The organism is Saccharopolyspora sp. NPDC049426, from assembly GCF_040676935.1.
GTDB lineage: Bacteria > Actinomycetota > Actinomycetes > Mycobacteriales > Pseudonocardiaceae > Saccharopolyspora.
Genome location: NZ_JBFAPZ010000023.1, coordinates 45,107 through 58,709, shown reverse-complemented (window position 1 = coordinate 58,709; position 13,603 = coordinate 45,107). Strand labels below are relative to the sequence as shown.

Here is a 13,603-nt window from a genome sequence, read left to right as displayed (position 1 = left end):
GGTGAGGGCGTGGCGTCGCACTCGCTGTTCGGTGGCACCTTTGATGCCAAGGCGAAGGTCACCAAGGGCACCCCGGTGGTCACCGTTCTGCCCGGTTCCATCGAGGCCGAGCAGGCCACTGGTGCCGCCGCGGTCGAGCAGGTCGAGGTTCCGGCCGCGTCCGGTGCCAAGATCACCGGTCGGCAGCCGGCCGAGGCCGGCGACCGCCCGGAGCTCACCGAGGCCAGCATCGTGGTCTCCGGTGGTCGTGGTGTCGGTTCGGCCGAGTCGTTCGAGGTCGTGGAGAAGCTGGCCGACACCCTCGGTGCCGCTGTCGGTGCTTCGCGTGCCGCGGTGGACTCGGGTTACTACCCGCACCAGTTCCAGGTCGGTCAGACCGGTAAGACGGTCTCGCCGCAGCTCTACGTTGCGCTGGGCATCTCCGGCGCGATCCAGCACCGGGCGGGCATGCAGACGTCCAAGACGATCGTCGCGGTGAACAAGGACCCGGAGGCGCCGATCTTCGAGATCGCCGACTACGGCGTCGTCGGAGACCTGTTCAACGTCACCCCACAGCTCACCGAAGTGATCACCACACGCAAGGCCTGACTCCTCTAGCCGACTTGGGCTGGCCGCACTTCAGGTGGCCCGCCCTAACGGGGTTTCAGATCGCGGGCCTTGCCACAACGCGAGGTGGGGCTGACGGGCGCGAAGACCACCCGGTCCCTAACAGACATGGGAAAATGATCGACAAGTCTCCGGCGTAGTTCGGCTTCCGGATCACCTCGCAGACCAGAAGGAGCGCCGTCCAGTCCCAACGTGATCTGAAGCAGCACGAATACGTTGGGCACGCGCTGGACCGGCACGAATTTCACGACGCTATCAAGGCCTTCGGCGCCCCGGTCGCGAACGCGACCGGGGCAACCATCGCCACGCAGAGTTTGACCAGCCTCGACAGGAGAATGCCGAAGGCGAACAGGCCGCGATCGGCAACGCGTCTGCTATGCGGCCGAGGAAATCTCGTTGAATTTGCAGATGGGCCACCAGCCCCGTCCGCCACGGCGTTATTACGCGCTGACCGGAGATTCGCGGTGAAATTCCGGTGGTGAGGTCAGTGGTCGTGCAGGATCACGCCGCGGATGTTGCGTCCCTCGAGCATGTCGGCGTAGGCATCGTTGATGCCATCGGTCGGGTAGGTTTTGGTGACCAGCTCGTCCAGTTTGATGTGTCCGCTACGGTACAGCTTCAGCAGTCGAGGGATATCGACAGTCGGGTTGCTGTTACCGAACAACGCGCCGCGCAATGTTTTGGCGTACACGGTGAGTTCGAACGGGTTGATGCTGAGCCCCGGCTTCTGCAGGCCGACCGAGACGACTACGCACGTGCCTTCTTTGCGGATCGCACCGAATGCGGAGGAGATGATCTCGTCGGAGGCAACGCCGATGGTCACGATCGCGCTGTCGGCTCCTTGGCCGTTGGTAAGTGGACGGATCTCGTCAAGCGCCTCGTCGATGGTGCGGGCCGTGTGCGTAGCTCCGAAGCTTTTGGCAAGTTCGTGCTTCGACGGTTCCGAGTCGACTGCGAAGATGTTCGCAGCGCCGGCCAGTTTGGCCCCCTGCACGGCATTCATTCCCACGCCGCCGGTTCCGATGATCAGCACCGTGTCGCCGGGACGGACTTTGGCAGCGTTGACCGAAGTTCCCCACCCGGTGGTCACACCGCAAGCTACAAGACACGCTCGGTCGAACGGTAGATCGTCGTCGATCTTCACCGCCTGGTCTTCGGAGATGACCATCCAATTCGCGTAGGTTCCGAGTCGTTGCATCGCGCCGATTCCGCTTCCATCTGACAAGTGGAAGCGGGCGGTGTCGTCCAGCAGCATCCCGTTGGCGACGTTGGCGCCCGTGTCGCAGATGTATTGCATGCCCCGGGCGCACCATTCGCAGCGTCCGCAACCAGGGATGTATGCGGTGGCGATGTGGTCACCAGGACGGACTCGAGTGACACCCGGACCTACCGCCTCCACGATCCCCGCTCCCTCGTGGCCACCGACCAGGGGCAACGGCTGTTCTTGATCTCCGGTCACCAGGTGGTAGTCGGAGTGACACACGCCCGAAGCAATAACCCTGACCAAGATTTCGTTGTCCCGTGGTTCGTCCAGCTCCATGTCCTCAACGGACCACTGCTGCCCGACTTCCTTGACGACTGCTCCCCGAACCTGCATGTGATTCTCCCTATCGAATCAAGCACGTGACGGCGCTCATGCCTTACCCGTACCTGCACGAGACAGGACATGATCAATGCCAAACGAGATTGCACAGCTCAAGCACGAACGGCGCCGCTGTCGAAAGACGCTCTTGAAAGCGTTTGCCGATCTTTCGGACAATAACCCGCTCCTCGGCATGAGCGCAAGAGTGCCCAGGTGGGGTAGGTGGCTCGGCAGAGATCGGGCGTATGACCAGCTACAACTGCCAGGATGGACTTGCATCTGGGCGGTCCTCGTCTTGACGCAGGTGGCGGGAGCAGAGTAAGCGTTTACTACTGAAGCCCGTGGGCATGGCGGCGCGGTTGCCTGCGCTGCGGGAAGGAGACGGCATGGCTGCACTTGATTCAGTGGCAGTAGGGGACGAGATCACCCTCTGGCGCACGGTGACGGCGGATGATATCGATCGTTTCGCGGATCTCACCGGAGATTTCGCGCCGCAGCATGTGGATGACGAGTACATGAAAACTACGCGATATGCCAAGCGCATCGCACATGGAGTGCTCGCCCTCGGTTTCTCGACTGCGGCGTCAACGGAGCTCGGGAGGCGACTCGGCAAGCCGTCGGTTTCCTACGGCTACGACCGATTGCGTTTCCCAGCGCCGGTCTTCGTCGGTGACGAGCTGAACATTCGCTACACCGTGGCGGAGATCGACCGGGAGCGTGAGCGGGTGATCGCAGAGGTCCGAGTGCTCCGCGCTCAAGGTGACGTGTGTCTTGCTGCCCGGCATATCTTGCAGTGCATTTGATGTGCTGAGGGCGTACTTCGGTCGTGGCGCGCCTCCATGAGTTGAGGGGGTGCGCTGATGTGTGACCCGAGGGTTGGGCGAGTTTAATCCTCGATCGCGTCGCTCCGTGCTGGTGTCCAGCCGGCAGTCCCGCGCCGTCTTGCTGAAACGTTTTCCTCTGCATGTTGGCGCGCGTACCGCTGTTGACCTGAACGAGAACGTCTGATAGAAAGCGTTTACAGATTGATGTGACGGGCGTCTCTCAAAGTTGAGATGCCTCGCGCTGCAGGGGCGTACCGATGTTCGACGGTACGCCAGTGGCCCAAGTGGAGACGGAGTCTCCTTTTAGGGTCGAATGAATCATCCGAGCCGCAACGACTATTGCGGCAGCCGGGTACATCCCGCTGTGCCGAGTGGGTAGAGAGGCATCGATCCATGACGATGAGGTCAGGACGTGATGTGAGCGCGCTCTGCAGAGGCGCGAGTCGGGCTCGTCGGCGGTTGGCCGCGCTTGCCCTGATCGCCGTTGCAATGCTCGTGCTAGGCGGCTGCACGGCCGTGTCCACTGCACATCAGACGCAGCAGAAGCTGGCGCGGTCCGATATCCAGTTGGTCACGGTCAATCGCAGCTTGACCAATCCTTATGAAGCGCAGTGGATCGAGGGCGCCCGCTGGTACGCCGCCTCAGTTGGTCTGCCGCTGAAGACGATCATTTCGGAAGGCGACTCCCAGAAGCAGCTGTCGCAGATCAGGGCGATAGCAGCCTCCGGCAAGAAAGTCGTGATGACCATCAATCCGAACGCTGCTGCAGACGTTCCGGCCATCGTTCAATCGGTACGGACAATGGGGGGCTACGTCGTCACGCAGTGGAACAAGCCGAGTGATCAGCATCCGTGGGATGTTGGTCCTAGCTGGGTCTCCCACGTCTCATATGATGGGCGGATCAGTGGCTATGAGACGGGCACCAAGCTCCTGGAGGCCATCGGGGGTTCCGGTGGGGTCGTCGCTTTGCAGGGCACGCTGGATAACCAGCCCACGAAGGAACGGTTCGCTGGTTTGCAACGTGCGATCGGTGAACACCCCGGTGCGGTTTTGCTTGACGATCAAACCGCGAAGTGGGAGCGCAACGAGGCCTACCAAGTGACGCAAAGCTTGCTGACCAAACATGGAAATGCGGTCAAGGGCGTGTGGGCGGCCAACGACAGCATGGCCTTGGGCGCAGCGCGGGCCGTCAAGGAAGCTGGCAGAGAGGCTCAAGTGAAGATCGCGAGTGCCTCAGACGCGGTGCCCGAAGCGTTGCATGCCATCAAGAACGGCGACTCGCTCGTGGCGACGTTCTCGACTGATTCCTACTACAACGGAGCGATGGGGATCGCAACCGCGTACCAGGCTGCTGTCGGCGAGATAGATGTGAACTCTTTGCCGCGCGACAGGCGCGAGTACTACGTGGGTGAGTTCGCCGTCGATAAGTCGAATGTGGACGAACACCTGGCGCCTCCCGCCCCCGAATCCGTGTTATCGGAGGTGGCCAAGGGGCCATTCGCCCGATACACGGGTCCTCTCCAGTGAGGAGATGACATGCCCAAGTTGGACGAAATCACGGCTGAGCGCGGCGAGAGCAAGGCCGCGCGACAGAGATCGGACATGCTGCGCAGGCTCACAGGAGCAGGACCGGTTCTTGCGCTCGTGTTCTTGTTGTTCGTGTTCACTGCGATCAATCCCGGCTTCGCCACCGGGGCGAACTTGCGGGCATTGCTCGACCAAGCAGCCTTGCCGCTGATCTTGGTATCGGGAGCAAGCTTGGTGATCGTGCTCGGTTGCATCGATCTGTCGTTGGAAGGTGCGATGGCGGCTAGCGGGCTGACGTTCGTCCTGCTTGTGGCCAATGATGTCAACACCAATGACTTCGGATACGCCGCGGTTGTCGCGGGCGTTCTGGCTGGTGGGGCCGTCGGTCTGGCCAACGGCCTAATTCACACCAAGCTGCGGATTCCGTCATTCATGGTCACACTCGGAACTTGGTCGATCGCCCTTGGTGTCGGAACAGTGCTTTTCGGCGCCGGAACACCACAGATCACGGATGCCGCGACGCTCAGTTCGTTGACCGGATCAGTATTCGGAATTCCGATGTCGATCGTCATCGCCGGTGTGGTCGTCGCGGTCGCGTCGGTGATCTCGCGTTCCACGCGCCTCGGCCGGTATGCCTACGCCATCGGGGGTGACGAGTCGGTCGTGAGGTTGGGCTCTGTGCCGATCGACCGGTACAAAACGGGGGTTTTCGTGCTGGCCGGGCTGTGCACGGGGCTGGCCGGGGTTCTGGGGTGTGCGCGGTTGGGAGTTGGAAGTGTTGACGTCGGCACCGGCCAGTTGTTCACCACGATCTCCGCGGTTGTTCTCGGCGGGACCCTGCTCAGTGGCGGGCGTGGCGGCGTTCTGCAGTCGGTGGTCGGTGTGGGCCTGCTGACCGTCTTGGGCAATGGTCTCGTGCTGGCCGGAGTGAGTCCGTACGTGCAGCAAGCGATTCAGGGAGTTGTGATCATCATCGCCGTCGCTGCCACAGGCTGGCGGGCCCGCAGCAGATTGAGGATCGTGAAATGAACGACACTGTTTTGCAGCTTCGCGGCGTCACCAAGAGGTTTGGATCCTTCACCGCGCTCGACGGTGTATGTATGGACATAGACCGCGGTGAGGTGATCGGCCTCATCGGTGAGAACGGTGCCGGCAAGTCCACCCTGTTGAAGGTTCTCGCTGGTGTGCATTCCCCGGATGGCGGCGAGATGCGGCTGAACGGAATAGTTCGTCGACCGACGAACCCGCGTCAAGCGGCGGAGTTCGGCGTGGGCGTGGTGCACCAAGAGCAGTCGCTGGTTCCTAATCTTTCGGTGGCGGAGAACGTGCTGCTCGGCCATGAGGGAGACGCCGTGGTCGGGGGCTTCTACCGGTGGCGTGAACTGCGGAGGAAGGCCGAAGGTGTGTTGCGCAGAGTGGGCTGCGAGGTGGACCCCAGCCTGCCGGTAGAACGTTTGTCCTTCGCTGAGCGCCAGATGATCGAGATCGCAAAAGCGGTCGGAAGGGTCGAAACTGCCGACGCCGCACCATTGATTGTGCTCGACGAGCCGACGTCCGTGCTCGAGAGCGACGACGTCGAGGTGCTTGAAGAGGAAGTGAACCGCCTTCGTGAGCTGGGGGCGGTGATCTTCGTATCGCACCGGTTGGACGAGGTGCTCAGATTCTGTGACCGTGTTTACGTCTTGCGCGCCGGACGCATCGTCGCTCAGCGGAACACTTCCGATGTGCGCGAGGATGAGCTCTTCGAGTTGATGGTAGGCCGCGCATCGACGACCGAGTACTTCAGAGAAGCCGACCGGTTGCCTTTCGACGTGGAATCGCCTGTGCTCGAAGCCGAGGGCTTGACCCGGCAGGGGGCATTCTCGGACGTGTCGTTCACCGTGCACGAGGGCGAAGTGCTCGCACTCGTGGGAACCAATGGATCCGGCTGCGAAGAACTCAGCCGTGCCGTGTTCGGTGCCGCCGAGCTCGACAGTGGCAGGGCTGTTCTCGATGGCAAGCTCTTGCGAGGTAGCGGTCCGCGATCGGCAGTGCGATCGGGCATCGGCTACGTCCCGTCGGACAGGCATTCCGAGGGCGTGATCGGCGGGGCAACTGTTGCGGAGAACCTGACTCTCGCGCACAACTTCGTAGTGCGTTCTGGCCCGTTCTTGAGGCCTCGGAAGCAGAGTGCGATCGCCTGGAGCTGGATCGAGCGGCTCAAGGTGCGGCCGCCGAAACCCGGGGCCGATATTGCTCGGCTTTCCGGCGGGAATCAGCAGAAGGTGGTGCTCGGTAAGTGGCTGGTGTCCGGTGACCTGACACTGCTCATCCTGGACCATCCGACGCGAGGATTGGACCCCGGGGCGAAGGAAGACGTCTACGGCCTGATCCGGGAACTGTGCGCCTCTGGAATGGCGGTGCTGCTGTTGGCTGACAGCTTGGAGGAGGCCATCGGGCTTAGTCACACGATCATCGTCCTGCGAGATGGCGCCGTAACCGGCCGCTTCAGCTGTGAAGACGAGGATAAACCGCGACCGGTCGATCTCCTCGAGAGGATGGTGTGAGGCTGCGATGACCACGACAACAACACCGGATACCGAATCGGTCGACCACGCGTCGTTGAACAAGAGTAGCCGTGATGTCCGTGCGCTGACTCGGCAGATCGCGCCGAGTGTCATGCTGCTGGTGCTGGTGGCTGCAGTGTCCTTCGCGCAACCGGCTTTCCTCAGCGCAACCAGCCTTCAAGTCCTTGTCGAAGAGGCCCTGCCCATCCTGCTTTTGGCACTAGGCCAGATGGCCGTGGTGCTGGTCGGCGGTATCGACTTGTCCATCGCCGCCGCGAGCACATTTGCCTCGGTGCTGCTTGCCACCGCGTTGGCACCCTTGGGCCCGCTTGCCCCGGTGCTTGCGATCGTGGTGCTGACGCTGGGCGGTGCCATCGTTGGGATGGTAGCCGCCTACACGCAAGTGCCCTCGTTTATCGTCAGTCTTGGTGCCCTCGGTGTGTGGCAAGCGCTGGCGCTGCTTGTATCCGACGCCTCAACGATCTCCGTCACTCAGCACCTAGGCCCGATCGGCTGGCTCGTCGGGTACACCGTTCTCGGCCTGCCCCTGGCGGTGTGGGCCGGCATGCTGTTGACGATCGTTGCTTGGTTGGCGCTCAAGTGCACCGTGGTCGGGTCGTGGTTCTTCTCCATCGGTCGAAACGAGAAGGCTGCCCTGATGTCCGGAATGGCCACTCGAGGAGTGAAGGTCCTTGCCTTCGCCTGGTCCGGCACATTCGCAGGCATCGCAGGCGTCATCCTCACCGCTAAGCAGTACAGTGCAGCACCCGGGCTTGCTGATGAGCTCCTTCTCCCGACAATCGCGGCGGTCATCGTCGGAGGCTGTGTCCTCACCGGGGGAGTGGGCCATCCGCTGAACGTGCTCATCGGTGCGGTGATTCTGACGGTTCTCCGAATCGGTACCACGGTCGCCGATGTCGATCCCAAGACGCAACAGATCATCTACGGCGCCATCATCATCGTCGCCGTGGCGCTCACACTCGACCGGACCCGACTATCTGTCATCAAATAGATCCCTTGTCTCACGGTGCAAGTGGCTTCGTGGATCCCGGCCGCTTGGGAGGGGCCGATGAAGGGTTTATCTGGTTCGATCTGAGCTACAGTCTACGGATGTGACGGACGGATTGTAGCTGCCCTGGGTGCCGAAGGCGTGGAGGTCTACAGCAGGCCACCGTCGAATCAGGGGCGGCTGTCAGCCACCGGACCAGCGGGAGTCCAAGTCCCGCCGACCCGATTCTTGGGGCGGCGGGACTTCTTTGGTGGGGTGGGTGCGGTCAGAGTCCCATATGGGATCCGCTTCCCTGGTCGAGTTCGTGGTCGTCGTGTCCGTAGTGTTCGTCATCGTGCTGGTGTTCGCTAGCACGGCGGGCTAGGTCGTCGTCGCGGTAGTCGGCGCGCTGTTCGGTGTTTTCGTCGTGGTGGTCTTCGTGGGATTCCAAAATCTGGTCGCGTAGGGCTTCGATGCGTTCGAGGGTGTCGTCGCGCTGGAAGTGCTGGTTCGGGTTGGTCATGATGGTGCTCCATTTCTCGGTGAGATCCCGCCAGGCGTCGGCTTTGGCGGTGGGGCCGCTGGGCTCGGGGCCCAGTGGCACGTTGGGGTTGGTGGTGTGGATGCGGTAGGTCTCGCGGTAGGCGGCGGCGAGGCCCACGAGGGCGTCCCAGGATTCAGCGGCGGCGGATCCTTGCGGCCTGGGGCCGAGGGTGGAGGCCCATTCGGGTGGGTCGGCGGCGAGGTGGTCGCGGAGTTCGGTGAGGCGGGTGTGGATGGCGGTGGTGAGTTCGTCGAGCCGGTCGCCGAGTTCGGGTTGGGCGGTGTGCAGGGTGCGGTGTGGGCTGGTGACCCAGGGCAGGGCGGGGTGCTGGCTGGTGCGGGTGTCGCGTTGGTGGGCGAGGTGGTTGACGAGGGTTTGGGCGGTGTAGCGGTGGGCGTCCATGGGGTCGTGGGTGGGCCGTTGGGCGAGCTGGTGGGCGGCTGAGGTGAGTGCGGCGTCGGTGTTGAGTCCTTCGGCGGCGCTGGCGGCGGCGTGGCGCCAGACCAGTTGCCAGTCGTCGGTGATCTCGGTGTGGGGCGCGTGTTGGGTGACGATGGCTTGCCACCGGTCGAGTTGGTGTGGGGTGGGTTCGGCGACGCGGGCGGGTGGTTGGTGGTCGGCGAGGTGGGATTCGATGCGCCACCGCAAAACGGCCGCGGGATCGGTGCTGTGGTCGTGGCCGCTGGTGGTGGCGGCGCGGGCGATGAGCCGGTCGGGTTGCCAGCCGTGTGCTTCGGCGCGCCGCAGGGTGGCCAGCAGCGCTGGTTCTGCGGGTTGGCCGAGCGCGTGTGGGGCATGTTCTGACAGCGCCTGGTGCGCGACGTGGTCGAGCAGTTGGCGACTGACATCGCGATGCTGCGCGACGAGCACCGACAGTGATTCGGTGGCGTGGTGGTGCAGGGGTTCGGCGAAGGTGCTCAGCAGTTCGTCGACGTCGACGTCGGTACGGAGCCGTTCGAGTGCGTCCTCCTGCGCGCTGCTGAGCGGTTCTGCACTGGTGTGTTCGGCGGGCGGTTCCCATTGGCCGATGAGGTCGGCGTAGGCGCGGGCCCGCAGACCGTGGCCCTCGGGCTGGGGGCCGAGGGGGTGTGCGGGGTCGTTGCTGGTGATGTCGTAGGTGTCGCGGTAGGCGGCGGCGAGTCCGGCGAGGGTGTCCCAGCGCTCGGCGGCGTCGCGGTCGTCGGGTCTGGGGCCGAGTGCAGCGGTCCAGGCAGGTGGATCGGCGGTGACCTGTGCTCGGAGTTCGGTGTGGCGGGCCTGGATCGCGGTTTCGAGCCGCTGGAGGTAGTCGGACATGTCGGTGCTGAGGGTGCGGTGTTCGGGCCGTGCCATCCACGGCAGCACGGGGTTCCAGCCTTCGCCGTTGGCGCGTTGCTCGGCCAACGCCGCGGCGACGGTCTCGGCGGTGTAGCGGTGAGCGTCCATGGGGTCGGCGGCGGGTCGTTGGGCGAGGTGCTGGGCTCCGGTGGTGACCGCGGTTTCGCCGTTCAGGCCCTCGTCCACACCAGCGGCGGCGAGTTTCCAGACCTGGTCCCACGTGGGCTGTTCGACATCAGCGGTGGGGTCGTGGTGTTCGACGATGCTGCGCCACTGGTTGATTTGTTGCTGTGTGGGTGAGGCGAGGCGGGGTGGTGGCGTGTCGTGGAGCAGGTGTTGGGCGATGCGCCATTGCAGGACGCCGGCGGGATCGTCGGTGTCGGTGAGTGGGCCTTGGTTGAGGGCTGTGGGGATGAGGTGTTCGGGTTGCCAGCCGAGGTCTTCGGCGGTGCGCACGGTCTGGCGCAGGGCGGGTGCTGCGGGCAGGTCGAGGAGGTGGGGCGCGTGGTCGGTGAGCACGGATTCGATGCGGTTGTCGGTGTGCAGGTGCGCGACGAAGTCGTGGTGCCCCACCAGGGTGCGTAGCGACTCGGCGCGCTGGAGCGAGGCGCGGAGTTCCTCGGTGGCCGAGGTTTCGGCCGAGGAGCGCCTGAGCGCGGCTTCCAGGACTCCGCGGCCGGTGGTCTCGGGTGGGGTTTCCTGGTGAGAGTCGATGGTGTGCTGGCGTGTTTCCACGTAGGTGTGGTTGCCGTATTCGGCGCGGGTCATCTGGGTGTAGAGCTGCTCGCGGGAGAGTCCGTGGGTGACGAGGTTGTGCGAGTTGCCGTGGATGGACATGCCTTGTGAGCGGTTGCCGGTGGTGGCGTAGGCGAGTTCGACGTGCTCGGCGACGTAGTGGGCGGGCAGCGTCACGGTGCCGCGGCTGTCGTGGTGGCGGAGTGTGAGTCCGCCGGTGCGGGTGACGGCGCGGACGGTCCAGGTGTCGCCGTTTTTGACGAAGTCTTTGCCGCCGAACAGGGTGGTGAGGCGGTCGTTGCTGCGGGTGACGACGAGATCGCCCGTGCTGGCCTGGGTGCCGTCGTGCAACTGGACTGTGCATCCAGCCTGGTCGACGTCGCCGCGCTGGAGGCGCAGTTGGCGCGCTTGGTGGTTGAGGGCGGTGACGTCGTCGTTGGCGGGCACGATCAACAGAGAGGGGCGCCCGGCGTCGAGGTCGGCGCGCCACGCTCGGTGCGCGGCATCACGCATGGTTTCCCGGCTGCCCTCGTGCACCCAGCCTCGGTCGAAGTAGTAGTCGAGGCCCTCGGGGTCGGCGGCGTGCAGTTTCAGGGATGCTTTGGCTTGCTCGGGGTCGGCGAAACGCACGACCTCTTTGAGGCGCAGGGCTCCGTTGCGGTGGGCGAACCAGCGCACCGCCCCACCGGCCTCCACCGCGGTGAGCTGGCGGTCGTCGCCGACCAGGCGCACATCGGCGCCCTTGTTGAGGGCGTAGCGGATGACGTCGTGGAGGGTGTGGGTGCCGGCCATCGCGGCCTCATCCACGATGAGCACGTCACCGCGGGCAAACGGGAAGGCCCGCTCGGCGACCGCGAACTTCTGTGCAGTGGTGACCTGATGCAGCGTGTGCGGGCGGGCGCCGAGAGAGTTGCCGAGTTCCTGCGCGGCACGCGCGCTGGGCCCGAACGCATACACGTTGCCTGCCTCGGCGCGCCAGGCGTCGGCGAATACCCGCATCGTCGTGGTCTTGCCTGCCCCGGCCGGTGCGTAGAGCAGCTGCACGCGCCGCCCGGAGGTGGCGAACTCGCGCACCGCGCGAGCCTGACCGTCGTTGAGTGTCGTGCCCTGGAGTGCTTGCTGGACGGCGGTGTCGGTGATGCGGGTGCCGTCGTGGCGGCGTCCCCAGGCGGCGAGGGCGGATTCTTCCCGCAGGGTGCGGTGGGTGGTGAAGCGCTGAGCGTTGTGCTCGACGAGCACGCTCTCCCCGTTGGACCGGCGGAGCTCGGCAGGTTCGTCAACGAGTGAGGGTGCCTGGAGCCCGACGGTGTCCGGGTCGTGCAGGACGGCGTCCACGATCTGGCTAACGACCTGACTGCGGGTGTTGTCGGGGACGCGGAGGTGCGCGGACTGGCGGTGCGCTTCGGCTTCGAGGTTCCAGATGTTGAAGTGGCTGTGGTGGTCGGAGACGGTGGCCACGGTGCGGGCGGCGAGGTCGGTGACATCCACCTCCGCTACTGCTTCGGGCTTGCCACCGAAGACCCGCTGACCGAGGTTCGCGACGAGGCCGTCGTCGACCATCTCGAGTGCTTGACCGCGCCAGCGCTGCAGGTGCTGGTTCAGGGTGCGGGGTGCTTGCTTGGCGGCTCGGGTGCCGTACTGGGCGCGGCGGCCGATTTCCAGGATGTCCTTCGGCGACGGTTCACGGCCATGGGTACCGCGGAACTCCACGATGGCTCGGGCCCGTTCCTGCTCCACGGCTGAGGCGCGTTGGGAGAACCCGGAGAGAAGCTCGGCAGGGATGCCGTTGAGTTCCCAGACGGGGCGTTTGAGGTCGATCCCGCCGCTGGGTTTCTCACTCCACGACGCCCCGTGCTGGCGGAACAGATCCCGCAGACGGCTGTTGTAGAACTCCGAGGTCGTGACCGCGGCGGCGAGCACGGTGCGTCCGTCCAGGCTGGTCCAGGTCCCGTCGGGGCCTTGGACTTTGGCGCTGATGGGCACGTGGGTGTGCAGGTGCGGGTCCCCGGCGCGGGAGTCCCAGTGTTCGAAGCAGGCGGCGGTCATGCCCTGCACGTCGTATTGGGCGTAGCCGCCGGCACCTTTGCGGGTGTGGGCGACGTTGTCTTCGAAGTACTGCAACGTGTCCCGCACAGCCTGGCGGTGTAAGTCCACGATCTGTTCATGGGTGGCCTCATCGGACAGTGCCCAGGCGACCGATACCGATTTGGGTGGGGCGAAGACGAGCTCGTAGCCGCTGGTGGCATTCTTCATTTTCTGTTTCTGCTCGACCAGCCACTTCTTCAACTCGCTGTCGGAGGGCTGTGCCCCGTCGTGGGCGTCGGAGTAGGCCTGTGCCTGCACGTCGTGACGGATCCGGGCGCGGGTGGCCTCGTCGATGGGAGCGCCGACGGGTCGGTCGTGTTCGAGGTTGTGGGCTTTGTAGGCGTCGATGACACGGCTGCGCAGGGCGTCGATCTCACTGTGCTGCGGGAACCGGCGCCCGAGCTTCGTCGCCGCCAGAGCCTCCTCGGGCGAGGTCCCAGCGGCGATGAGCTCGGCTTCGATCCTGTCGGCATCCGGATGGCGTCCCTCGCCGAACAGGGCGTTCATCTGCGCAGCGGTCACCTCACCGTCCATGCCCAACTCGGCCGCGCCGCGGCCGAACCACTGACCGGACGGGTAGCCGTGAGCGGTGTAGTAGTCCGACAGCGACTCGCCCAGGTCAAGCTCGCGGTCTCCGCAGGCGACGCTGCCGGTCAGGTATTCGTGACCGCTGGGCGACATCTTGCGCACACCGATCACAACGCCCCCCACAGTGGATTTCGCTTGCACGAAGTGGTTTTCACGCTAGGCCGGGTTCGACGGGTTTCCGTCGCAGACGAAATCGATACAGTTCCGGGGAGCACTTCAAGTGCAAGAGGTGCTGTGTGCCAGGCGAGAGGGCCGGCCAAC

Annotated in this window: 8 protein-coding genes; 6 read left to right on the top strand and 2 right to left on the bottom strand. The window is 64.6% G+C overall.

Features of this window, described 5'->3' with window-relative positions; genetic code table 11:
- Positions 1-588, top strand: a 588-nt coding sequence (locus AB0J78_RS32235; RefSeq protein ID WP_363795652.1) for an electron transfer flavoprotein subunit alpha/FixB family protein, incomplete at its 5' end; no start/stop codon positions are given.
- Between the two features lie 502 nt (positions 589-1,090).
- On the opposite strand, the gene AB0J78_RS32230 is transcribed toward AB0J78_RS32235, so the two are convergent.
- Positions 1,091-2,203, bottom strand: a complete 1,113-nt coding sequence (locus tag AB0J78_RS32230; RefSeq protein WP_363795650.1) for a Zn-dependent alcohol dehydrogenase — start codon at positions 2,201-2,203, stop codon at positions 1,091-1,093.
- Between the two features lie 371 nt (positions 2,204-2,574).
- On the opposite strand from AB0J78_RS32230, the gene AB0J78_RS32225 reads away from it, so the two are divergent.
- The 5 genes from AB0J78_RS32225 to AB0J78_RS32205 all read left to right on the top strand — a co-directional run bounded on the left by AB0J78_RS32225 (position 2,575) and on the right by AB0J78_RS32205 (position 8,097).
- Positions 2,575-2,991 carry a MaoC/PaaZ C-terminal domain-containing protein gene (locus AB0J78_RS32225; RefSeq protein WP_363795648.1) on the top strand — a complete coding sequence of 139 codons (417 nt, stop codon included), beginning with the start codon at positions 2,575-2,577 and terminating at the stop codon, positions 2,989-2,991.
- 480 nt (positions 2,992-3,471) lie between these two features.
- Positions 3,472-4,539 carry a sugar ABC transporter substrate-binding protein gene (locus AB0J78_RS32220; protein ID WP_363795646.1) on the top strand — a complete coding sequence of 356 codons (1,068 nt, stop codon included), beginning with the start codon at positions 3,472-3,474 and terminating at the stop codon, positions 4,537-4,539.
- Positions 4,540-4,548: 9 nt separating this feature from the next.
- Complete coding sequence (locus AB0J78_RS32215) at positions 4,549-5,568, top strand: ABC transporter permease (RefSeq protein WP_363795644.1); 1,020 nt, start codon at positions 4,549-4,551, stop codon at positions 5,566-5,568.
- On the top strand, positions 5,565-7,085 hold the full coding sequence (locus AB0J78_RS32210) for a sugar ABC transporter ATP-binding protein (RefSeq protein WP_363795642.1): 1,521 nt from the start codon (positions 5,565-5,567) through the stop codon (positions 7,083-7,085). The genes AB0J78_RS32215 and AB0J78_RS32210 overlap by 4 nt, the downstream gene beginning before the upstream one ends.
- A gap of 7 nt (positions 7,086-7,092) precedes the next feature.
- Positions 7,093-8,097: an ABC transporter permease gene (locus AB0J78_RS32205; protein ID WP_363795640.1), complete on the top strand. Its 1,005-nt coding sequence runs from the start codon at positions 7,093-7,095 to the stop codon at positions 8,095-8,097.
- Positions 8,098-8,359: 262 nt separating this feature from the next.
- Here AB0J78_RS32205 and mobF read toward each other — a convergent pair whose 3' ends face one another.
- Positions 8,360-13,453, bottom strand: a complete 5,094-nt coding sequence (gene mobF, locus AB0J78_RS32200) for a MobF family relaxase (protein ID WP_363795638.1) — start codon at positions 13,451-13,453, stop codon at positions 8,360-8,362.
- Positions 13,454-13,603 lie beyond the last annotated feature (150 nt).